26 protein-coding genes are annotated in these 22,171 nt (G+C 61.8%); 17 read left to right on the top strand and 9 right to left on the bottom strand.

The window, feature by feature from the left end:
- Positions 1-92 precede the first annotated feature (92 nt).
- Positions 93-233, bottom strand: coding sequence for a hypothetical protein (locus P0R32_RS15810; RefSeq protein ID WP_276239614.1), 141 nt, complete (start codon positions 231-233; stop codon positions 93-95).
- 329 nt (positions 234-562) lie between these two features.
- Here P0R32_RS15810 and P0R32_RS15805 point away from each other — a divergent pair, with 329 nt between their 5' ends.
- Positions 563-865, top strand: coding sequence for a hypothetical protein (locus P0R32_RS15805; protein ID WP_276239613.1), 303 nt, complete (start codon positions 563-565; stop codon positions 863-865).
- On the top strand, positions 866-1,372 hold the full coding sequence (locus tag P0R32_RS15800; protein ID WP_276239612.1) for a PIN domain-containing protein: 507 nt from the start codon (positions 866-868) through the stop codon (positions 1,370-1,372).
- 258 nt (positions 1,373-1,630) lie between these two features.
- Here P0R32_RS15800 and P0R32_RS15795 read toward each other — a convergent pair whose 3' ends face one another.
- Complete coding sequence (locus P0R32_RS15795) at positions 1,631-2,017, bottom strand: hypothetical protein (protein ID WP_276239611.1); 387 nt, start codon at positions 2,015-2,017, stop codon at positions 1,631-1,633.
- A gap of 402 nt (positions 2,018-2,419) precedes the next feature.
- Between P0R32_RS15795 and P0R32_RS15790 the strand changes: the two genes are divergently transcribed.
- Entirely contained in the window at positions 2,420-3,256 is an 837-nt protein-coding gene (locus P0R32_RS15790; protein ID WP_276239610.1) for an NAD(P)-dependent alcohol dehydrogenase, read from the top strand.
- Between the two features lie 168 nt (positions 3,257-3,424).
- Here the strand turns inward: P0R32_RS15790 and P0R32_RS15785 are convergent, their stop codons facing one another.
- The 3 genes from P0R32_RS15785 to P0R32_RS15775 form a co-directional block, all read right to left on the bottom strand.
- Entirely contained in the window at positions 3,425-3,610 is a 186-nt protein-coding gene (locus tag P0R32_RS15785; RefSeq protein ID WP_276239609.1) for a DUF7333 family protein, read from the bottom strand.
- Between the two features lie 431 nt (positions 3,611-4,041).
- Complete coding sequence (locus tag P0R32_RS15780; RefSeq protein ID WP_276239608.1) at positions 4,042-4,290, bottom strand: DUF4242 domain-containing protein; 249 nt, start codon at positions 4,288-4,290, stop codon at positions 4,042-4,044.
- Positions 4,291-4,602: 312 nt separating this feature from the next.
- Positions 4,603-5,025, bottom strand: a complete 423-nt coding sequence (locus P0R32_RS15775; RefSeq protein WP_276239607.1) for a CoA-binding protein — start codon at positions 5,023-5,025, stop codon at positions 4,603-4,605.
- A 180-nt stretch (positions 5,026-5,205) separates the two neighbouring features.
- Between P0R32_RS15775 and P0R32_RS15770 the strand changes: the two genes are divergently transcribed.
- Together P0R32_RS15770 and P0R32_RS15765 are read left to right on the top strand one after the other, a co-directional pair.
- A complete protein-coding gene (locus P0R32_RS15770; RefSeq protein ID WP_152043053.1) occupies positions 5,206-5,547 on the top strand; it encodes a DsrE family protein in 342 nt (113 codons plus the stop codon).
- 101 nt (positions 5,548-5,648) lie between these two features.
- On the top strand, positions 5,649-6,698 hold the full coding sequence (locus P0R32_RS15765; RefSeq protein ID WP_276239606.1) for an enolase-like domain-containing protein: 1,050 nt from the start codon (positions 5,649-5,651) through the stop codon (positions 6,696-6,698).
- 141 nt (positions 6,699-6,839) lie between these two features.
- Here the strand turns inward: P0R32_RS15765 and P0R32_RS15760 are convergent, their stop codons facing one another.
- Positions 6,840-7,856: a PAS domain-containing sensor histidine kinase gene (locus P0R32_RS15760; protein ID WP_276239605.1), complete on the bottom strand. Its 1,017-nt coding sequence runs from the start codon at positions 7,854-7,856 to the stop codon at positions 6,840-6,842.
- A gap of 243 nt (positions 7,857-8,099) precedes the next feature.
- Positions 8,100-9,323 carry a PQQ-dependent sugar dehydrogenase gene (locus P0R32_RS15755; RefSeq protein WP_390219638.1) on the bottom strand — a complete coding sequence of 408 codons (1,224 nt, stop codon included), beginning with the start codon at positions 9,321-9,323 and terminating at the stop codon, positions 8,100-8,102.
- A gap of 133 nt (positions 9,324-9,456) precedes the next feature.
- On the opposite strand from P0R32_RS15755, the gene P0R32_RS15750 reads away from it, so the two are divergent.
- Positions 9,457-9,591, top strand: a complete 135-nt coding sequence (locus P0R32_RS15750) for a hypothetical protein (RefSeq protein WP_276239603.1) — start codon at positions 9,457-9,459, stop codon at positions 9,589-9,591.
- Positions 9,563-9,730 carry a hypothetical protein gene (locus P0R32_RS15745; RefSeq protein ID WP_276239602.1) on the top strand — a complete coding sequence of 56 codons (168 nt, stop codon included), beginning with the start codon at positions 9,563-9,565 and terminating at the stop codon, positions 9,728-9,730. The genes P0R32_RS15750 and P0R32_RS15745 overlap by 29 nt, the downstream gene beginning before the upstream one ends.
- 1,061 nt (positions 9,731-10,791) lie before the next feature.
- On the opposite strand, the gene P0R32_RS15740 is transcribed toward P0R32_RS15745, so the two are convergent.
- On the bottom strand, positions 10,792-11,358 hold the full coding sequence (locus P0R32_RS15740) for a hypothetical protein (protein WP_276239601.1): 567 nt from the start codon (positions 11,356-11,358) through the stop codon (positions 10,792-10,794).
- 326 nt (positions 11,359-11,684) lie between these two features.
- Here P0R32_RS15740 and P0R32_RS15735 point away from each other — a divergent pair, with 326 nt between their 5' ends.
- Positions 11,685-12,221 carry a tyrosine-type recombinase/integrase gene (locus tag P0R32_RS15735; RefSeq protein ID WP_276239600.1) on the top strand — a complete coding sequence of 179 codons (537 nt, stop codon included), beginning with the start codon at positions 11,685-11,687 and terminating at the stop codon, positions 12,219-12,221.
- Positions 12,222-12,573: 352 nt separating this feature from the next.
- A complete protein-coding gene (locus P0R32_RS15730) occupies positions 12,574-12,921 on the top strand; it encodes a hypothetical protein (protein WP_276239599.1) in 348 nt (115 codons plus the stop codon).
- Between the two features lie 166 nt (positions 12,922-13,087).
- Here the strand turns inward: P0R32_RS15730 and P0R32_RS15725 are convergent, their stop codons facing one another.
- A complete protein-coding gene (locus tag P0R32_RS15725) occupies positions 13,088-13,312 on the bottom strand; it encodes a hypothetical protein (protein ID WP_276239598.1) in 225 nt (74 codons plus the stop codon).
- A 193-nt stretch (positions 13,313-13,505) separates the two neighbouring features.
- Here P0R32_RS15725 and P0R32_RS15720 point away from each other — a divergent pair, with 193 nt between their 5' ends.
- From P0R32_RS15720 to P0R32_RS15685, 8 genes are all read left to right on the top strand, one after another.
- Positions 13,506-13,697 (top strand): hypothetical protein, encoded by a 192-nt coding sequence (locus P0R32_RS15720; protein ID WP_276239597.1) that lies wholly within the window; start codon positions 13,506-13,508, stop codon positions 13,695-13,697.
- Between the two features lie 347 nt (positions 13,698-14,044).
- Positions 14,045-15,565, top strand: coding sequence for a methyl-accepting chemotaxis protein (locus tag P0R32_RS15715; protein ID WP_276239596.1), 1,521 nt, complete (start codon positions 14,045-14,047; stop codon positions 15,563-15,565).
- Complete coding sequence (locus tag P0R32_RS15710; RefSeq protein WP_276239595.1) at positions 15,562-16,278, top strand: G protein-coupled receptor family protein; 717 nt, start codon at positions 15,562-15,564, stop codon at positions 16,276-16,278. Before P0R32_RS15715 ends, P0R32_RS15710 begins: the two co-directional genes overlap by 4 nt.
- A 152-nt stretch (positions 16,279-16,430) precedes the next feature.
- Positions 16,431-16,625, top strand: a complete 195-nt coding sequence (locus P0R32_RS15705; RefSeq protein ID WP_276239594.1) for a hypothetical protein — start codon at positions 16,431-16,433, stop codon at positions 16,623-16,625.
- Between the two features lie 93 nt (positions 16,626-16,718).
- Positions 16,719-17,426 carry a hypothetical protein gene (locus tag P0R32_RS15700; protein WP_276239593.1) on the top strand — a complete coding sequence of 236 codons (708 nt, stop codon included), beginning with the start codon at positions 16,719-16,721 and terminating at the stop codon, positions 17,424-17,426.
- 31 nt (positions 17,427-17,457) lie between these two features.
- Positions 17,458-19,659 carry an amino acid permease gene (locus tag P0R32_RS15695; protein ID WP_276239592.1) on the top strand — a complete coding sequence of 734 codons (2,202 nt, stop codon included), beginning with the start codon at positions 17,458-17,460 and terminating at the stop codon, positions 19,657-19,659.
- Positions 19,660-20,057: 398 nt separating this feature from the next.
- On the top strand, positions 20,058-20,921 hold the full coding sequence (locus tag P0R32_RS15690) for a S49 family peptidase (RefSeq protein ID WP_276239591.1): 864 nt from the start codon (positions 20,058-20,060) through the stop codon (positions 20,919-20,921).
- Positions 20,911-21,909, top strand: a complete 999-nt coding sequence (locus P0R32_RS15685; protein ID WP_276239590.1) for a motility-associated ABC transporter substrate-binding family protein — start codon at positions 20,911-20,913, stop codon at positions 21,907-21,909. The genes P0R32_RS15690 and P0R32_RS15685 overlap by 11 nt, the downstream gene beginning before the upstream one ends.
- The last annotated feature ends 262 nt before the right edge of the window (positions 21,910-22,171 follow it).

The following is a 22,171-nucleotide window of genomic DNA, read 5'->3' as shown; positions in this document are numbered from 1 at the left end:
AGCGCTCTCCGAGTAAGCTCGGTCGTTCCGGGCGTACTAGTCCGTAGCACGGTGTTACTCGGTTATTCAGACGGGCGGTCGGCGAGCCTCCGTCAGGGCGGCGCGGCGAGCGTCACGCGGTGGCTCTCACCCTCGGCGACGTCGTGCCCACAGAACGGGCAGTACTCGTAGCCGAAGAGACCGGGCTTGACGGAGTAGCCGCCGGTGTTCTCACAGTCGATCCGGGTCGTCACGTCAGACGAGGACCGTTGGGATCTGAACATGGTACTCGATACCTACTGTCGTACGGACGCCCACGAGATATAAGCGTGTTTTCAGGGTCGCTGACGCGTCTCGCAGACGTTCTGGCCCGACGTACGGCCGTCTTTCCGGTGCGAAAGACGAGCGTACCGAGCGATCAGGGCGGAGGACACGAGAGGGGAAGGGGAGAGAGCGCGAGAGAGGGGAAGGGGAGAGATTGTCGAGTATCGTATGAGATGACAGTGCCACGCTCAACGCACCTGGTGGGCTCACAGTGTACACACGGCAATGGCTAAATAGCGTGGCTCACACTGTACACATCATGAGCACCGAGAAGAAACGCGTCCAATTTCGGGCCCCTGACCGGCTCATCGACCGGACAGACGCACTCGCGACGGTTCTCGGTGAAGACCGGACGGATATCTTGGTGACCGCGCTTCGGGAATATCTCCAAGACGCCACGCACGATGATGCGCTTCTCCAGGAGATCGCCGATGCGTACTACGACGACGAGATCTCGTTCGAGCAGCTCAAGTCTCTGGTCGGTGCTGAGGAGGCGGCGAATCTTCGTGTGTTGAAACAGCAGCTCAGCGATGACTTCGTCGACGAGGTCGCGGACGTATAGATGGCGCGGGTGGTCGCCGATACGTCTGCACTCGTGAGTCTCGGTATCGCCGCCGATCTCGACGTTGATCCACTAGCGGTTGCGCTCGACGAGTACTCGATTCTTGCCCCAGACGTTGTCGTCGACGAACTCCAAGAGGTCGCGTCCTACGACGACGATCACGGGCGTGCTGCGAGTCGGGTACTCGAACGAATGGAGGCATTCTCGACCAGGGTAGTCGAACTTGATGCCGAGTTCCCGCTCGACGACGGTGAGAATGCAGCTGTGACGCTTGCAAACGAGGAGGATGCCGACCTGCTACTGTGTGACGAGTTCAATAGGCTTGGACTGATCCATGCGTCGCTCGTCGATACGCGCCTAGTGACGACGCCGACGTTACTCTCAGTGTTCGTTCGGAACGGATGGGTGCCGGCGACAGACGCACGGGCAGTGCTGGCCGCGATCAGTTCCGCTCGCAGTTGGGACGCGAACAGCTACGTGCAACGGGCACGGTCGCTACTCGAGTGAACCCGTAGCAGTAGCTGCAAGCAGTTTCCATTGGACGCACTCCGTCAGATTCGGCGCCGTCTGCTTCTTATCCCGTGGGGGAGGGTATCCTCGACGAAGTCACCGAGTCGTGGCGGACGAGGACGAGGAACTCGGCGCCGCCGCCGCAGGCAGTACGAGTGAAGACCACCACCGCCCTCGGGCTGGTACATCGAACGTCGGCGCTGAATTTTCCACGATAACCCACGTTCGGATCGTGGGGTCAATCGACGACGGGAGTCACTCCCCGCGGCGCAACTCGTTGGCCCCGACGAGCAGGTACACTACGCCGATCAGGCGGGTCGCGCGGTACACCCACGGCTTCCACTGAGGGGTCGGCTCCGAAGCGTACGCGAGCCCGCCGCCACGGTCGACGTACGCGCGGGGAGCCAGGAACACGAGGAGCCCGACGATCCCCAAGAGTCGCTTGAACGCCGAGTACGAGGCGTCGCTTCGCCACAGCATCGCGAGGAAGACCACCGCCTCCAGTCGCGCACCGGGCACCACCCACGACCGACGTTCACACTCGTCGGGATTGTCGAGTGCGAGTCGCTCTCCCCACGCCACGGAGGCGTCCGGAGCCACGGCGATGGGGGCGAGGATCGCGGTGAATACACTTCGTAGCATAGCTAGTCCGTCGACGGTGGCGATACTGAAGCTACTGTGCGTTATCACTCTGCTGGAGGACGATCGGGCAGACGGCTGTCGCTAGACGCTCTGCACTGCTCCCGTGGGTGGTCCGCCCGCTGACACCCTCTCGATCCCTATCAGTCCGACCGCTGCCGAGTCGGGGAGCCAGTCTCTCAAGCACTCAGCTTAGGACGTTCGCCGTCGTACTTCGATGTCGGAATGCCGACGACTGCCACCGAGCGGACGACCGAGACCGACACGAGAATGAAAGCCGTAGCGGCTACCAAGTACGGCGGTCCGGAGGTGCTCGGACTCTACTCGGCGCCGAAACCCACCCCGGAACCCGACGAGGTCCTTGTCCACGTTCGGGCGTCCACAGTCGGTCCGGCCAACTCGGCCATGCGCGAGGGGCGACCGTTCCCCGTTCGCTTCTTCAGCGGCCTGCGGCGACCCACGTCGATCCCGGGCGACGCGTTCGCCGGGGAGGTCGCAGACGTCGGGCGGGACGTCACGCAGTTCGCCGTCGGCGACCGGGTGTTCGGGTCGACGGCACCCGAGTCGGGCGCTCACGCCGAGTACGTCTGCGTCCCCGAAGACGGCATCCTCGAACGCACGCCGACGGGTGTGAGCGACGCCGAAGCCGCCGCCGTCGCCGACAACGGCGTCACGGCGATCCTGTTCCTCCGAGACGTGGCCGACCTCAAACCCGGACAGTCCATCCTCGTCAACGGCGCCTCGGGCGGGATCGGGACGTTCGCCGTCCAACTCGCGCACCACATCGGCGCCGAGGTCACCGGCGTCTGCAGCACGCAGAACGTCGACCTCGTCCGGTCGCTCGGGGCTGACGCCGTCGTCGACTACACGACTACCGACGCCGCCAGGACGGGTGAGCGGTACGACGTGATCTTCGACGCCGTTGGCAAGGGGTCGTTCGGGCAGTTCGAGCAGGCGCTGCGCCCGGGCGGACTGTACCTGACGACCGTCCCGTCGGCACGGGTCCTCGTCGACATGGCTCGAACGAGACTGGTGGGTGACAAGCGGGCCGTCTTCGCGGCGACGGGGATGAAGCCAACAGAAGTACGGAAGCCGGCGCTGCGAGAACTCACCGAGCTCCTCGACGCCGGAGATATCCGCGCGGTGATCGGGCGACGGTATCCGATGGCTGAGATCGCCGACGCCCATCGCTACGTCGACACCGGCCACAAGCGCGGGACGGCCGTGGTCACCATCGGCTGAGAGGAGCGCCGCAGTCGAGTCGAGATAGCCGTCTCCGTTGGTCTGTCTATCCGGCGGGGACCCCCGTGTCGGAGGGGTGAACGCCTCGCCGTGGGTCGCGAAGCGGGCAAGCTACTCGGGTCAAGCGTGGGCCGCGACTCCGCGGGCGTCGGCGAGCGAGGTGAGCCGTCAGGGACTGGCGCGGAACTCGCCGTGTTTCATCCCGAAGAAGTACGCGACGATCGAGAAGATGATCATCGAGGGCAGGACCATCATGAAGACCGTCGACGGAGTCATCACGGACGTGAGCGCGACCGCCGCGATGGCGACGATCGCGACGAGTGGGACCACCGAGCGTGTGAAGTCGTACTCCATATCCCTCTTTGTGCCCGGACCGGCAAAGACGTTGAGGAAGCAGATCCGGAGCCGGTTCGGTGTGGAAGTTTAAGCCTGGGTCCGAGAGGACTCTCGACGCCACATCCACACCCCGCATAGCTATTTGAAAACGGGATACCGACTCCACAGAAGTCGATCTCGGACAACCGCCGTTAGAAAACGGATCCGGAGCGATCTACAGCCGACGGGCTCTGTTGAAACCCTTGGCTGCTGATGATTTGCTGAGGCCGTGCTGATTACAGAACGCATAGTCAGCATCGGGAAGTTACTGGTGTTGGCATACACTGAGTGCCCAATATAGGTAGCATACAGACCGCCCAATCTATCGAAGGAACCTCAGCAGAGCTGGTTCGTAGAGACAGAGGGAATTCTTGGGGGTTGTCAAACGTAGGTGTTTCGAGAGGCCTGATTCACTCGCCCTGTTCGACTTCGAAGATCTCGTCTGCAGTGAGCCCGTGGGCTTCTTTGTGGACTTTCTCACCCGCTTCTTTGCTGGGCCCCTCAAAAAGGCAAAAGACGGCTCCCTTGTCTTCATCCACCCAATATCTCAAGTATTTCACGCCGTGTTTCTCCTGGGTTTCGAGATCCTTTTTGTGAGCTTCTACAACATCCTCAACGCTTGCATCGACGTCCCTATGAACGTCCATATAGAGTGGCATGGTACACATCGACATGGGAGCCACCCACGGTTAGTTATTGAGAGTGATTTTACAGTACGACGCGCTTATTCGGGTGGCTGAACGTCCGTCGGAGAGTCCACAACCGATACCGACGACCCATCACCCGTCCCTTGCGATCCAACCGCAAGGTACGCAACCCCACCGAGCGGGCCAGTTCAGCATGAATTGAGTAGATAATCCGAATGTCGCTGCTGCATACACCCTCTAAGTCTTGCACGCCGCTCCTGACAGCATTCGGTGAGGTTTCTACGGTCGTGCTGAATTCAGGGCGCAAGTCAGTCCTTCCACGACTCAGTCCATAGGATGACGAATCAGTTGTCCGTGTTCGACCTTCATACACCGGTCTTGGACGACTTCAATTCCGTTTGCTTCCGCTTTTTGAACCGCCTCATCGTTTCGGATTCCGGGTTGTATCCAGATTGCCTTCACGTCGTCTCGATCGAGAGCCTGTTCGACGATTCCAGGAACCTCATCGCCCGGCCGAAAAATCTCGACAATGTCAATCGGGTCGATAACGTCGGCCAGGGAGTCGTACGCTTGGATGCCGAATATCTCGTCGGCGGTTGGGTTGACCGGACGAAGTTCATATCCGTGGCGCTGAAGATATGCTGGCACGATGTGCGCTGACTTCTCGTAGGATGTCGACGCCCCGACTACGGCGACGCGATTGTATCCAAGAATCCGACGGAGCCCGTCGGCGTCTTCGATGGGCATACATCCGTTAGCAAGAGACAGAAGATCAGTGTTTCGCCGGAAACCCTGTCCCTTTCTTCAACTAGCTGCGCTACGACCGACCTATCCTCAGTCCACATTGGCGGCTCTGATATCCCAGCCTCCACCTTCCAATTGTGCGGCGTCGAAAACACTTACCGACACCCCACTGACGAATGCGGTATGAAGACTGTCTTCCACCTCGCAGATGGAGACGACGACATTCAGGACGCAACGATTCGGTATGCCGGAGGAATCTTCGACGACGACTCCGTGGAGATCGATGCCGTTGCAGTCGTGGCAAACGCCTCTGGTATCGACCTCGTTCGAGCGGACTCCACGTACGCCGAGGATATCGCTGAGCTATCCAAAGGCGACGTTCAGTTCATCGCGTGCGAAAAATCGATGCAGGCAGCAGGATTAACAATCGACGATATTCATGACGCAGCTGAGACAGCCCCGACGTCAGTCGGTGTGCTGACCAGACTACAAGACGAGGGGTATCGCTACATCAAGGTCCCGTGATTGACTGGCTCCAGAGAATCGCACACGCAGTGACACGGATGTTACCTAGTTCGACCGGTGTCTCCACTACCTTTACTTCCCTCTCTCGTAAAAAATAGACAATGCTGTACGACCACGTCGCCGATCTCGAACTCCGGATTGAGGACTATAGTCTCGAACAACTCGAACGAGACACGTCTAGTGGTTTCACCCGAGCAACGACTATCGTCTCGTTACACGGCAATGGGAGTACTGGACGTGGCGAGGACGTCACATACGACAACGAGGCACACGACACACTTCACGACGCCGGCGCGGAATTTCCCATCACGGGCGAATACACTCTCAGCGAGTTCTCGAACCAGCTCTCTGAGATTGATTTCTTCTTCGGTGACGAACCGGGGCAGTCAATTTTCCACAATTATCGGCAGTGGGCATTCGAGAGCGCTGCGTTGGATCTTGCACTCAAACAGGCCGATACGAACCTCGCCGAGCAACTAGGGCGTACGTACGAGCCGGTCCGGTTCGTTGTGAGCACGCGTTTGGAGGAGCCACCAACTGGGGATCGAATCATCGATTGGCTCAACCGAAACCCTGAGTTGGAGTTCAAACTCGATCCAACTTCTGAGTGGAGCGAAGAGGTCATCGAACGCCTTGCGGCGACCGATGCAGTTCAGACGCTCGACCTGAAGGGCCAGTACCATGGGACGACGGTCGACCAACCAGCTGATCCGGAGCTGTACAAACAGGTCATTGAAGGCTTCCCTGAGGCGCTCATCGAGGATCCAGAACTGAACGAACAGACACAACCACTGTTCGAAGGAGAGGAGGCTCGTGTCACATGGGATTACCCGATTCGTGGGGTTGAGACGGTGAAGGACCTACCGTGGGAACCTGAGTGGCTCAACATCAAACCGTCGCGGTTCGGGTCAGTCCAGTCGCTCTTCGACACGGTTGACTACTGTTGCGAACACGAGATACAGATGTTCGGTGGCGGCCAGTTCGAACTAGACGTCGGTCGCCAACACATCCACGCGATTGCGTCGCTGTTCTATCCGAGCGCACCGAACGACGTGGCTCCGAAGGCGTATAACGACCCAGAGCCGAGCACTGACCTCCCGTCGAGTCCACTCACACCACCGACTGCCCCTCAGGGGTTCTCCTGGGAATAGGAACAGACTGCAAAGGCTCTGTTGAAATCCTCTGGAGCTGACAGAACCAACGTGCAAGATTCAGAGGGTGTAGTCAGCAAATCACTGTTCTTGGATTCATCGACGAATGGCTGAATTAGCCGATAGGAAGGTGCTGCATATCTATCGGACGAGGCGAGGGAGGTGGATCGACACGGTGGTTCCGGTGTCTTCGTGAGTATCGATATCGATGTCACCGCCAAGCGAGCGAGTACACCATTGAATGATCGACAGCCCCAGTCCGCTACCATGCTCAAGGGGTGTGGGTCCATTCTCTAGCGCATTAATCTCCATCTCGGGGATGCCGGGGCCATTATCAGCGACCCTGATGACAACGCCGTGATCGGAGACGTCCTGACTGATGGTTACGTGGGGGTCGTCGGTGTCGTTGTGTTCGATGCCGTTGACTATGACGTGTTCCAGCGCAATTTTGAATCCCTCGTCAACGCTGACATACGTCTCCTCCATCTCGCTGCTTACTTCGATGCTTGTCTCGGGGGACTTGTCTTCTACTTCGGCGACGACCGTCCGGACGATCTCGACGACGTTCATTCGGTGGCGTTCCGAGGCGTCCTTCTCGATGAGCCGCTCCAGATCTGCCACCGAATCGCTCAAGCCCCCGACTTTCTGGGCAGTTCTTTTGACAATATCGAGTTGGCGCTCGATGTCAGCGTCTTCGACCGCCTCCTGGAGGTCGTCGGCGTATCCCAGGATAACGTTCATATCGTTACGAAGGTTGTGACGCAGTACTCGGTAGAGCAACTGAAGGCGTCGTCCTCGGGCTTTGTGTGCCGTCAGATCTTGGAACTCTCCGAGCACGTACTGGCCGCCGTCCAGTGAGATAGAAGAGAGGGTTACCTGTACCCATCGAGGTTCACCGTTGGCGCGCTGGATCTTCCACTCGAACGTCTGCGTCTCGCCACTGGCGGCACTGTTGATGTAGTCGTAGACCTGCGCCTCGCCGACTTCGGCCTGTGGTGCGATCAGATCGGCCAGCGATGTGTGGGACAATTCCGTCTGGCTGTAGCCCAGTAGCTGTTCGGTCGCTGGATTGCATTCCCTCGGGGCTCCATCTTCCGAAAACAGAAGCACGGCTGCCTCCAGTTTCCCGAACACCGTCGGGAACACCTTCTCCGTCAATTAAATTCACCCAGAGCATCACTCATCATATAATGCTTATCCGAGCCACCGGTATATAAATGCTGAAACTGGCAACGAACACTGACAAAATAATAGAATTTATAATTTGCCTTGATAGACAAGTCCCCTGTATCTACCACTGGGTGCTACCGCCGATGGTGGCTCAACAGTAGCCGACTTGCGCTCTCTATTCAGCACCCGACACCTATCAGGTGTTGAGGACTTCAACAGACCCAGCCGACGTTATTGGCCAGGTTCGATCCGGTAGATCGGCGCGTCGTCGGCATCCACCGCCACGTAGAGGTGGCCCGAGACGGGCGACACCGTCACGTCACGGAGCCGCTGACCGCGATCGGCCAGCAGCGGCGACACCTCCGTCACAGTCCGGCCGTCGACCGTGAAGTGCGCGAGGTACTGCTTCGCCGTGCCGGCGACGAACAGGTCGCCGCGCCAGTCGGGGAACGCGTCGCCGTCGTAGAAGGTGGTCCCACTCGGGGGGAAGCCGCCGCTCCCACAGGGCCAGCCGTAGACGGGTGCGACGACGTCGTCGCGCTCTTCGTGTGGGACGCCGACCGCGTCGCTGCTGCCGTACTCACAGGAGTTGTCCGCGACGGGCCAACCGTAGTTCGCTCCCGCTTCGAGGATGTTGATCTCGTCGCCGTCGCGCTCGCCGTACTCCGTCTCCCACACCGCACCAGTCTCGGGGTGGACTGTGAGCCCCTGCGGGTTCCGGTTGCCGTAGGTGAACACGGCGTCCGAGGCGTCTGGGTCGTCGACGAACGGGTTCGAGTCGGGGATAGACCCGTCGTCGTTGAGTCGCAGCACCGACCCGAGGTCGTTGTCCAACTGCTGTGCGACGTGGTCCGGGCCGAAGTTCTTGAACTGCCGGTCGCCGACGCTCACGTACAGATACCCCTCGGGATCGAAGACCGCTCGCGAGCCGAAGTGGCCGGTCGACTCGACGAACGGCCGGGCGGTGTAGATCGGTTCGAAGTCGGCGAGTCGACCCTCGTCGCGTTCGAGTCGGCCGCGACCGACTCGTGTGGTCGAGCCGCCGTCGCCCGCGACGGAGTAGGTGAGGTAGACGAATCCGTTCGCGTCGAAGTCGGGGTGCAGCGTCACGTCCAGGAGCCCACCCTGACCGCGAGCATAGACCTCCGGGACGCCTTCGAGTTCTGTCTGCTCGTCGGACTCCACGTCCGCCAGTAGCAGGTTCCCGTCCTGTTCGGTGATCAAGAGCCCAGACTCGTCCGGGAGGAAGGCGAGTCCCCACGGAGTTGAGATGCCGGTCACCGCCTCCGTGACCTCGACGCTGGTGGCCGAGCCAGACGCGTCCGCTGAGGTCGCTTGGCCGGCCGATGCCCCGTCACTCGATGGGGCCGCACCGGACCCGCTCTGGAAGGTGCCTGTACAGCCTGCTATCGTGCCAGAGAGGGCAACCGCTGCGAGGAGCCGGCGTCGGGACACACGTTCGTCACCCATGCTGATCGAGTCGTGCTACGTGCCTATGAGCGTGTGGTCGGACTGACACTGACCGGTGTGCTGTGGATCAGCGATTGGGGTCTACGACCGCGCGGCGTTCGCGACGGTCGGGGGGACGGTGAAGGAGATCGGCGACCTCCCGCGCTCGGAGTTGCGGCGGATCGACGAGGCGAGTCGCGGGGAGGACCACGTCCTCGCGGAGAAGCTCGTCGACGAAGATCGAGATGAACTCCGTGCACAAGCAGGTGGGTGACGAGTACCCGGCCGAGGGACGGTTCCGGCTGTGGCGGCGACAGCTCCGGTTGCTTGTCGCGCCACGGTTCGCGGGCGACTTGGGGACGACGTGGGTCGCGTTCGTGCTATTCGACGGCGACACGCCGGTCGACGTGTGACGGATGCACGCGCGGTCGGTGCGGGACCTGGTGGGGGAGTCAGTGGGTTGGGGCCCGTCGGGTCACGAGGAGTGGGACGAACAGGCGAAGGTTCCTGTCAGAAGCATCTCCTGAGCTATTCGAATTCTATTCTGTGTGTCCACAACTCGGACACTTCCGTCCCATTTGAATCGGTTCGGTCACGAGATCGCGCATCTGAGCAGATACCCGTTCCCCTGGTCCGCTGATATTTGAGTACATTCTGTTCACGCACTTCGGACATTGAGCACGGTCGGATGTTCTTCTCTCGTTTAATCGCTCAACAAATGGATCCACTGACTCAATCTCCGTACCACAACCCTTGCATTCACCATTCAGAATAGTTTCACCACATCCATCGCAATGTCTCATGTTTGTCAGTTGAAGTTCCCCTGTAAAAATCGATGTGTCAGATCTACTATTATTCAGATTTGCTCAGTGCTAGCCGCTCTATCCTAATGATTCTCAACGATTCTTAGGGCCGAACGGCCACTCCCAGCAGCCATCACATATTGGACCATCATCGCCCTGAGTATACACTTTGTCAGCCCTGGCCTCTTCCCCACAATCTTGGCATCGGACCGTTGGCCCCAATTCTACATCAGATGGGACGAAACTTGGCAACTCAGACTCTGAGTCGATATTAGTGATGATCCACTTCGGGATCTCCTTCCGGTCCGATAGGAGACTGTCGGCAACCGTCGTTACACCCTCACGGTTGACTCTAATCGTACTACCAACATGTCCAGACGAAGTTACTTGGAACACACTTTCTGAGATGCGATGAATTACCATCCCTTCAACGCCGTACGTATAGGCATGTGGCTCTGTTTCATTATACTTCAGTGACAGAACAATTTTGTCCAAGTTTCTTTGGAGCCAATCTGAGCCAATACTCCGTTCATACGTCTCTACAACTTCGCTCTCAGACAGTCCATAGGGATACTTCACTGTGATTGGAAATTATCACCTCCAAATAAACCTGTAGCATTGAGGTGCGGACAACCGATAGAGTATTTATACCCCGTATTTAAGCTCCTGAGTTATCTGGGCATCCATCGCCATTTTGGCTTTGAGCTACCTCGCTTTGTTGTGATATGCGAGATCGTAGTATAGCCATTTCCGATCAACTGGAGCTCTAACTTCTCTTCATTATAATTCGGCATCACATTTTCAAACCGGTACTTGTTCTCATCTCTAACAAGATACCCGTCGTATTTTTGATTAATTACAAGAGGGAATTCAGAGGTTTCTCTGTCACCGATCCAGAGTTTTTGCTGAATATATCCTGTGTTAAACACTCCTACAACGTTTACCCAAGCTTCTACCGTCACAGGTCCGTCTTGGTGCTTGATTTCATCCAAACTAACTACGTCATATTGCTGGTTCTTAGCACGCTTCTCCTCTGTTCCAGGGGTGCAATCTGGAAACTTTGTATCAATCACGCGATTGATGTCCGCAGTCAAATAGTGGGGACCGGAACCTAGCGATTCTCTGAAAGATTCCGGTGTAAGTTGAACGTCGGCACTCATCCCGACCCTAGAGATATTCAATTCCTCCGGCGTCGCACCAAGGAGCGCAATCTCGCCTTTGATGTCTGCTGTGTCCACAAAGAGACCACCATCCCGATGAACAACACGAGCAGGCGAAGGCGAACCGTAGTTTCTGAACCAAATATTTGACACTCTTATCGCCAAACTCTGCTCAAGTATTCTATTTAATATACCTTTGTACGAGATTGTCAGAAATGGTTCTGAAGCAATTATCTACCGAGTTGCCGTCCTTGTGGCATTTCAGCCACCGACAAACAGTTCTCAGACTCACAATGAGGTCACATCGATTTTACAGAGGTACACGTCTGTAAAATCGCGCCGCGATACCCCCGCCCCTACCCCACGTTCTAGGTCTTTGCTGTCAAACGGGTTTGCAGACACAGATGGAGTGGAAACGCGAACCCCTCAGGGAAGACGAACTGGCCGACCTGCTCGAGGCCGCCGACGAGCGCGACCTCACCCATCAGGTGACGATCTACACGCTTGCCCACACCGGGATGCGCGCCGACGAGCTGGCGCACATGACCGACGACTGGGTCGACTGGCAGAACGAACGGCTCCGCGTGCCCGCCCGCGAGGGCGACTGGTCGCCGAAGACCGACCACGCGGCGCGGAGCATCCCGATCAAGCAGCCGGGGACGCTTCGGCGACTCCGCGACTACTTCGGGTACCACGCCGAGTACGGGGCGACGCGGCAGACGGTGACGAATCGGGTAAAGGGCGTCGCGGCGTCGACGGAAATCCGCAAGAAGATCTCGCCGCACGTCCTGCGGCACACCTACGGGACGTTGATCGCGGCTCGAGGGGCGACGCCGCAGTACATCCGGCAGACGATGGGTCACGCGGACCTCTCGAGCGCGAACGACTACCTACAGTACGCGGGGACGCAGTTGGACGCTGAGGCTGAGGAGTTGTGGTAAAAAACCGCAAGGCGTGGACCTTCAGGGAAGGTTCACGATCAGGGTCATCAGCACCCACCCTCCAACGATGAGGATGAACGCCGATTGAACCAGGTCAATCGCAGTATCTGGAGCCATGTGCTCACCTCCTTTGTGGCTGACTTAGTCGTACACCTGTTCGTCGAGTCTCTCCCCTTCCATATCGATCAAGGCCCACAGTCACCGTGTGCCGGCGGTATCGTCTTGCCGGCATTTCGGTCTACTAGATATGGCCTGATAAACATCTAGGGTGAATAGCATATCTCTCGACTACTTTCACTTCCACTCCGCCCATGGCTCGCCCCTATTAGCCCGGCGCCCACCACCACAGACGATGTCGAACAGGAGCGACGGGACGTTCACACACGTTCGCGGGGAGCTGGCCTGGACCATCGCGGAGCACCGCTCGGCGAACGAGGCGATTCTGATGGTGAAGCACCTCGACGCCGCCGACGAGGGACAGTTCGAGCTACTCGGCCTGCGCGACGACTGCGAGACGGCCGTCTTCTGGGACCACATCTGGCGGGGTGTCGTCGAGGTCGGGTTCGACGCGCACGGCGTCGACAATCTCGACGAAGAGCGCACGGAGACGACGGGCGACGTCGGGAAGGGCGAGTACCTGCAGAACGCGGAGTTGGAGGAGTGGGACCTAGTGCATCCGCGCCACCAGTGGTTGGAATGAAGGCTGATCACCGGATCACCCGACCCTGACCGACACGTCTCAGTTCACTCCCCACGTCGCCACCAGCAATCGGGATATCGTCCAGTCCATCACAGACCGTCGTCGGACAGGTCCTCGGGTGGGTGAGGCCGACGATGAGTGATCCCGTGACCGCGAGCGCACCGACTCAGGAGTCGTCGCTGGGCGTCGTGGTCGTCGCGACGTCGACCACCTTCACGACGAAGTACAACGGGACGACGAACAGGGGGACGACGAGCACGAGGTAGCCGACCTCGGTCAGTCCCCCGTACTCGCCCGGCGCGTACACCCCGTTCGCGGCGACGACGAGAATCAGCCAGAGGAGGAGGTACCTGATGCGGCGCAGTTCCTCGGTGGAGGGCGAGTCTGCCATATAGTAGCGCGAATGGTCAATCACCTGTAAACGCCATCGGTCTGCGATGCGGAGGTGGTCACGGTGGATGGGGGTTCGGCACGCTCCTGCTCGCGACGCTGAAGAGGGCCCGCGCCGAGTGCGTGAGATCGCTGGCCCGGTATCCGCACGCCCTCGCATAGCTATTTCAAAGCGGGACGCCGACCCCACTCGCATGGACGAACCGATCGAGCGTATCCAGAACGCCACGGTGACGTACGAGAGCGAACGCGGCGACGAGTACGGACTCGACGGCGTCGCGGTGGAGATCTACTCGGGGTGGGTGAAGATCACTGGCGGGGACGGGTCGAACTGGGTCCCACGGTCACGAGTGTTCCAAATCCGAACGGGAGCCGGCCGCCAATAACCGACGGAGCGTCCCACTCTTTGCAACACACGTACGCAGCGACAGTGTCGTCGGCGTCGTGAGTGGGACCGCACTGTACAGTCGCTCGGTAGCATTTGACAGGAGAGTTCCACTCGCCGTCCTTCACACGCCGCTCACGTCGCGACAGCAGCGACCTCACGACGTAGCCGGGTCGCGTCGGCGAGGACGTGCGAACTGAGCACGGCGGTCTCGTCCACGCCTTTTTCTGTTCTCAGTATTGAAACCCAGCTAGTTATCGTTAAATGGTGGGGTCATCCCGGTCGAAGCAAATGAGACCTTTTCAACGAGTTACAAGGAAGTACACACGGCGAATCGCGGTCGCGCTGGTGGGTGCAGTCGTCGTGACGTTGGGATTCGGCGCGACATTCGCCGTGTACGTGACGACGACGGGATCGAACGGCCTGGGAGCGCTCGTCGGTACGCTACTCGTCATGACGCTCAACATCGGCGTCGTCGGTATCGTCATCGGCGGCAACGTCGGCGTCGAACTCCGTCGATTGATCGCCGCCGCGTCGGCGATCGGTCGCGGTGAGTACGAACACGTCGACGTGTCGTCACAGCGGAACGACGAGTTCGGTGAACTGGCCGACGCGTTCGAAGAGATGCGGATTTCGCTGCGGGACGCCTTCGAGGAGTCGGAGGCTGCGGAAGCTCGAGCCGTCAACGCCCGCGAGGAGTCCGAGCGGTTGAACGAGGAACTGCTCGACCACGCCGCGACGTTCGCAGACGCGATGGACGACGTCTCCGACGGCGTGTTCGTCGCAGACGTGCCGACGCAGACGGACATCGAGGCGATGGACGCGATCGGTACCGCCTACACCGAGATGACGGTCGAGCTCTCGGAGACGATTCGTGGGATCCGACAGTTCGCCGCCGAGGTCGACACCGTCGGCGAGTCGCTCCACGAGGACGCAACTGCCGTCGAGTCGACGCAGTACGAGTTCGCCGACGACCTCCGGGAGTACGCCGAAGAGATCCTTGAACAGGCTGACGAACTTGAGTCGGCCAGCGCGGAAGCCGCCGACCTGTCGGCCGCCGTCGAAGAGATCGCCGCGACGGCGGAGTCCGTCGCCGGGCAAAGCGCCGAGGCGGCGTCGTTGAGTGAGTCGGGGAGCCAGCAGGCCACCGACACCATCGACGAGATGATCGAGTTGGAATCCGCATTCGACGAGCTCTCGGCCGTCGTCGGGTCGTTGAACGAACGGATGAGCGAGGTCGGTGAGTCGACCGAACTCATCGACGAGATCGCCGAGCAGACCAACATGCTTGCGTTGAACGCGAACATCGAAGCCGCCCGGTCGGGGGCGGACGGTGACGGGTTCGCCGTCGTCGCCAACGAGGTCAAGACGTTGGCCGAAGAGACACGGTCACAGTCCGAAGCGATCACGACGGCGGTGTCGCAGACGCAAGCCGACGTCGACGACGTGACTGCGGAACTGGAGACGGCACGCGAACGTCTTCGAGACGGGATCGAGACCGCGAAAGCCAGCGGCGAGACGTTCGTCGACCTCGACGCGATCGCCGCGAAGGTCGACGACTCCGTCACCGAGATCGCGAGGGCGACGGACGACACCGCGGCGACGACCGAGGAGGTGACCGCGACCATCGACTCGGTGGCCGGACGCGCTCGGTCCGTCGCCGAACGTGGCCTCGCTGTCGCCGAGGACGCCGAGACCAACGCCGAGACACTCAGCGAGATGCAGTCGCGGATGGAACAGCTGACGGACGCGACCGCGGAACTGCAGGAGGAACTCGAGAGCTTCGAGACGCGTGCTACAGGGCCAACCGGAGCCGCGACCGCACCCGGTGAGGCAGGTGCCGTCGCGACCGATGGAGGGGCACGATGATCGCCGACTCGACGATGTACTTCGGTGCGGCGCTTGCGTACGCAGCGGTGTTCGCGGTGCTGCTCGTCCGCCTCCGCTCGCTCGAGGGGCCGGCACGCCGAATCGGCGGCGCTGCCACGGCGATCATCGGCGTGTCGACGGTCGCGTACGTGCTGATGGGGCTGGGCGTCACCGTGGAGTTCGCCGGCGGGACGCTCGACCTCCCGAACCTCGTCGACGACGTGATCGCGTACGCTGGGGTGTACGCGATCACCGCCGCGTTGGCGGGCGCATCCGTCCGACTGATCGGTGCCGCCGCGATCATCGTGACGATCCAACGAGTCGCGTTCGAACTCCCGTACGCCGGCTACGTCGGAGAGACGGGGGCACTCGCTGCTGCAGCGGTGGTGATCGTCGGTTGGTTCGTCGTCGCCGCACTGTTCGTGCGCCCCATCTGGCGCGCCGCCGAATCGATGGCCGCCGACCGACGACTGCTCCACTGGAAGTGCCGGAACCTCGTGTTGTTCCTCATGGCGATGCTGATCGTGTACGCAGTCTGTGCCCTATTCGGCGTACTCGGCGAGTTCGTCAACACCTCCGTGAACCTCTACATCGATCTGCTCATGCGTGTCGGCATCGCCGGGCTGTTGTTCGTGAACGCCGACGCGATCGGAGCAGTGGCGAGCAACGAAGTCGAACGGCGCTCGCATCTGCTGACGCCGGCCGACGACTGACGAGCACTTCCGTTAACAGGCCCTTCTGCCGCCATTTCAGCGAAGACGAGTGACCGACGAGAGCAGCGTGCTCCAGGACTCGAACCTCCTCGACGACCACAGTATGGTACGTGATCCTGCTAACCGGGACCGGGCACCGACGGCGAGTCGACGTGCTGTCCGAAGTCGAGGACACACAGGTGCCTCGGGAGACGCACGTCGTCGACCCCGAAGCGGCGGCGGAGCTCGACCAGTTCGACACCGCGGATGACTGTCGGATCGGCGGCGGCTGGGGAGTGTGGACGCGCTCGCAACGCCGCCACCCGGGTGAGCGGGCGGTCGCAGTCGTCGTCGTGTTGGTCGGTTGACGGCGACGTCCTCGTTCAAAACGCGGCGCCCTCGGCGGTGACGACCCACTGCGCGAAGCATTGAAACGATCTGACGTGGATTGTGGATCCAGCATGGTTCGTATCGGCGAGCTAACAATCCTCGTCCCGTTCGACGTCTCGGAGCCAGCGCCGCCCGAGCTCGACGTCCTCGAAGAGCTCGGTGCCGTCGAGGTCGTCCTCCTTGGGTACTTTCCAGTCCCCGACCAAGCCGAACCGGCGCTGGTCAGAGACCAGCACGGCTCCGAAGCTGCAGGCCAGTTGGCCGCCCTCGCCGACCAGTACGGTGCCGTCGACGACGTGCTCGTCTTCACCCACGACCGCGAGGCCACCATCGACCGGATCGCAGACGAGTACGACAGCAGCACAGTGCTGACGACCGGTCGTTCGGCTGGCACTGGTCGCGTGCTCGTCCCCCTCCGGGGAGATGTGAACCTCGACCGGATCCTCGGGGTCGTCGCCGACCTACTGCTGGCGGGCGACGAGACGGTCACGCTGTTCCACTCGGTCGGGGAGGATACCGACCCGAGTCAGGGAGAACTCCTGCTCATGGGTGCCGTCGACCGGCTGGCCGAGTACGGTGTCGACCGCGACCGAGTCGACTGGCAGGTCTCACAGGACAGTGACCCGGTGGCGGATATCGTCGACCTCGGAGCGACGTACGACCTCGTCGTCCTCGGCGAGACCGAACCCTCACTGCGCGAACGGATCATCGGTGACCGGCTGTCGACTATCGTCGACGCGCTCGACGTGCCGGCGCTCATCGTGAGGAACGTCGAGTGACACCACCGATCGGGCGTGGGGGGCGGGATCGATGAGCGGGCAAAGCGGCGAACTCGAGCGAACGCTCGGCTTCGTCGAGGCGATGACGCTCGGCGGCGGCACGATGATTGGTGCAGGCATCTTCATCCTCCCGGGCATCGCCGCCGAGACCGCCGGCCCCGCGAGTTCGATCTCCTACGCGCTCGCCGGATTCGTCGCGTTACTCGCGGCACTCTCGCTGTCCGAACTGGCGACGGGGATGCCGATCGCGGGCGGGAGCTACCACTACGTCAACCGCGCCCTCGGTGGGCTGTTCGGTGCCATCGTCGGCTGGGGGATGTGGACGGGGCTGATGTTCGCGAGCGCGTTCTACATGATCGGCTTCGGCCAGTACCTCGTCGAGCCGATTCCGTTTCTCGACGGCCGGATCTTCATCGTCGCGCTGGGGCTCGTCGGGCTGGCGCTCCTCCTCGGCGTCAACTACTACGGGACTGAGGAGTCGAGCGCCTTCCAGAACGTCACCATCGGCACCGAGACCGCAATCATCCTCGTGTTCGTCGCGGTCGGCGTGTTCTTCATCGACCCCGGGAACCTCGAGCCGTTCGCCCCCTTCGGTCCGGCTGGGATCGTCGCCACGACCGGCATCGTCTTCATCTCGTTTCTGGGATTCGAGATCATCGCCACCGTCGCCGGCGAGATCAAGAACCCGAGTCGGGTCATCCCACTGTCGATGATCCTCTCGGTGGTGCTGGTGACGCTCCTGTACGTCCTCGTCATGCTCGTCAGCACCGGCGTTGTCCCCTTCGAGTCGCTGGGCGACTCGCCGATTCCTGTCTCGGACGTCGCCGTCGTCTACCTCGGTCCGGCGGGGGTGGTCGCCATCGTCTTCGCGGCCATCATCGCGGCGATATCCAGTTCGAACTCCTCGATCCTCGCGGCCTCGCGAGTCATCTACGCCATGGGCAGAGACGGCGTGGTGACCGACTGGTTCAACGTGAACCACCCGCGCTTCTACACACCCCATCGAGCGATCGCGGCCACCGGCGGCGTGACGACGCTACTGATCCTCGCCGGCTTGCAGGTGGACACGATCATCGCACTGCTCGCGGAGGCCGCGAGCTTCAGCTTCCTCGTCGCCTACTCGCTCGTCCACGTCTCGCTCGTCGTCTTCCGGCGTGCTGACCCGGAGGACTACGACCCCTCGTTCACGCTCCCGAAACCCCTCTACCCTGCTGTCCCGATTCTGGGAGTCGTCTCGTCGGTCGTCGTCGTCTCGCAGATGGCGACCGTCGTCGTCGTCATCGGGACGGGTATCGTCGCCTTCGGCGTCGCCTGGTACCTCACGTACACCCGAGGACGCGTCGTGAGCGAAGGACTCCTGAGAGAGGCGATCTACGGGCCCCCGGCCGAACCGTTCCGCGTTGTCGTGCCGGTGGCGAACCCCGCGACACAGCGGGGGTTGCTCCAACTCGCGGCTGCGAGTGCACACACAAACGAGGACCGTGGGACGCCAGAGGTCGTCGCGGTCAACGTCACACCGGTCGACAACCCCTCGGCGCTCGTGAACCTCGAAGCCGACCGCGCGGACCACCAGCGGACCCTCCTGGAGAACGCCCACGACATCGCGACGAAGATGGACGTCACCCTCCGTACCAGAGCGGTGGTCGCCTCCAACGTCGGCGAGGCGATACTCGACGTCATCGAGGAGGAGGCGGCGGACGAGGTCATCCTCGGTTGGGATGGAACGCTCGACGACGGCGACGACCACGTCTTCGGACCAGTCGTCGACCCGGTGGTCCGCCAGTGCAGATGTGACATCTCGCTCGTCAACCTCGAATCCGACACCATCGGGGTGCCGGTGGCGTTCGTCGCGCCGGGGGCGAACGCGCCCGTCGTCGCACACCAGGCTGTCGAGTTCGCGAGCGTCGACGATACCGTTCCGACACTGCTGAACGTCCAGACGCCACGACACGAGCACGACTTCGACGCCGAGGAACGCGGGCGAGCAGTGATCGCCGACGCCGCCGAGGCAGCCGGGCTCGACCCGAGCGAGTACGACACGCAGGTCGTCGTCGACGACGACGTCGGGCGTGCCGTCGTCGAGGCGGCCAGCGAGTACGACACGGTCTGTGTCGGGCTCTCGGGGCGTGCTGACGGCGCGAAGATACCCTACGGCGCGGTCACCGAGCGCGTCGTGCACGACGTCCCGGGCAACGTCGCCCTGATACGTGGGTCGCGAGCGGAGTTGGAGTAGTCCGGCTGGAGCTGTCGAAGAACATCGCAGAGGAGCGTGACTACGCAGAGCCGCTACTACTGCGTCGGTGAAACACGGCCACACTGTGGTCGACCTGACATCCGGAACGCACGACGTCAAAAATAGCGCGTAGGCCTCTTGGATCGTCAGTCGTCGGTCGCGGTGAACGATCTTCGCGACGCCGAACGAGGTCCCGCTCGGCCCGTAGACGACACTCGCAGTTTCCCGTCGGTTGCCAGTCTTCCCGCTGGACAAAGTATCTCCTGATAGTTGATAATTCTCCCACTCACTGGCAACTTTCCCGATAGGTGATGTTCCGCCGTCTTGCGGTTATTCACTAGCTGAACGTTCAGTAATTTCGAATGAATTATATTGGGTAGTCGAAACGTCCAGACGCAATGCCCTCTAAACCAGACCCGTCGAGCAGGACGATACTCCTGCTCGTCGTGGTCGCAGCCCTCCTCACGAGTGCCGTGCTCGCGCCGGTGGCGCACCAGGCCACGAGCGGCCCGGACGGAACGGTGATGGTCGTCTCCATCGGCAGTTCCATCTCCGGGTCCTCGGTCGACGAGGCCGTCGCCCACCTGCGAGACGCACGGACGAACGACTCGATCGAGGCAGTTGTACTGAGCGTCGACAGCCCCGGCGGATCGGCCGCCCAGAGCGAACGGCTCTACATGGCCGTCGAACGGACCGCGGCCGTGATGCCAGTCGTCTCCAGCGTCCAAGGGATGGCGGCCTCCGGCGGCTACTACGCCGTCGCGCCGACCGACCGGATCTTCACGCTGCCCGCCGCAGAGGTCGGCTCTGTCGGTGTGATCGCGACGTCACCGCCTGACACACCCTCCAGCTACATCAAGAGCGGCCCGGACAAGGCGTCTGGGCGCGCTGACCAGACGCGACGCGAGGTCGAGGAACTCCAGTCGGCGTTCGTCGAGAGCGTCCTGAAGCACCGCGACCTGAACATGAGCCGCACCGAACTCGAACACGCGAAGACGTACATCGGCATCCGTGCCGTCGAGAACGGGCTCGTCGACGAGGTCGGCACGACCGCCGACGCGGTCGACTACGCCGCCAACGAGGCTGGCCTCGACAGTTACGACGTGACCCGTCGCGACGCCAGCCCGAGCATGGGGCTCCTCTTGTTCGAGGAGACCGCAAACGGCACCGTCGTCCTCTCGGAGTCGACTGACTCACCGTACCGCTACTACATGACCGTCGGCGAACCCGCCGACGAGGTGGTGATCTACAATGCAAGCTAATCCCCTCCGACTCGTCGGGACGTTCCTGCTCGTTGTCGTCGTTATCGTCGGCGCCGCGGCAGCGGTCCCACTCGTGACGAGTCAACAGACGCCCGCGCCCACACAACTCGACAACCCGCAATTCCAACCCGGGAACACCCTCATCGACGAAGCCCCGCAAGACGGGAGCATCGAGATGGAGGCAGACGCCGAGCCGAAGACGATCGTCGTCGACGCCGGCCACGGCGCCGCACCGTCGGCCAAGTCGATCGACCCACTCGTCTCGACGCTCGTCGCCAACGGCCACACGGTCGAGTTCTTCGACCCCCAGGCAGACCGGCGGGCGACGCTGAACGACTCGCTGCGTGAGGCAGACGCGTTCTTGACGATCGCGCCGACCCAGCGCTACAGCGACGCCGAACTCTCCGGAATTGCGGCGTTCACCGACGCTGGCGGCCGGCTCGTCGTGCTCTCAGATCCCGCGAGTTCGGGTGGCCTGAGCAGCCTCCTCGGCGGCCTTCTCGGCCTCCCGACGGCATCGAGCGGCCCGTCGACGACGCACCTCTCCTCGCAGTACGAGATGGCGTTCCAAGCGGGGTACCTCTACGAAACCGACTCCGAGCGGAACTACGCGGCTGTCTCGGCGGCTGGAGCGAACGGATCGCTCGGTGACGGCGTCGAGAACGCTGTCCTTCGCGACGCCGCGCCAGTCGTCGTCGGTGGAGACGCGACCGTCGCGCTCGCGAGCGCCGACGGAACGACCCGGTCGACGACCCGCCGCGACGGCAGCTACGCCGTCGCCGCGCAGCAGGGGAACGTCGCGGTCATCGGAGACAGCGACTTCCTCGCGCCCGACGACGCCTACCGCGGTGACAACGAGGTGTTGATCGGTAACCTCGCGGACTTCCTCGTCTCCGGCGAGAAGTCGCCCGAAGATGCACCGACTAAACCGACACCCTCGGGCCCCCGCGGCCCTGCCGGTCCCAGCACGCCCCCCGCCGGCGGCTGAAACGGCACCACACCATGCGGTGCCGGGCGCGCGTCAGCGCCCCCTCCGCGATATACGGGTCTTGGACGTAGTCCGAGGACCACGCGAGGCCGTCGCGTCCCGTCGTCCACTCCGGTCCGTCCGCGGTTGTCGTCTCTTGGGCGCTCGCAGCTCCAGCCGTCGCGAGCGTCGCGGCTGTCGCGCCCACGCCCTTGATGAACGTCCGCCGGTCCGCGAGAGTAGTTCCGTCCGATTCACCGTCCGTCGTGGGGGCGTCAGCCCC

Source organism: Halobaculum marinum (assembly GCF_029338555.1).
GTDB classification, from domain to species: Archaea; Halobacteriota; Halobacteria; order Halobacteriales; family Haloferacaceae; genus Halobaculum; species Halobaculum marinum.
Note: the sequence above shows the minus strand (reverse complement) of the source record. Positions and strands in the feature narration are given on the sequence as shown.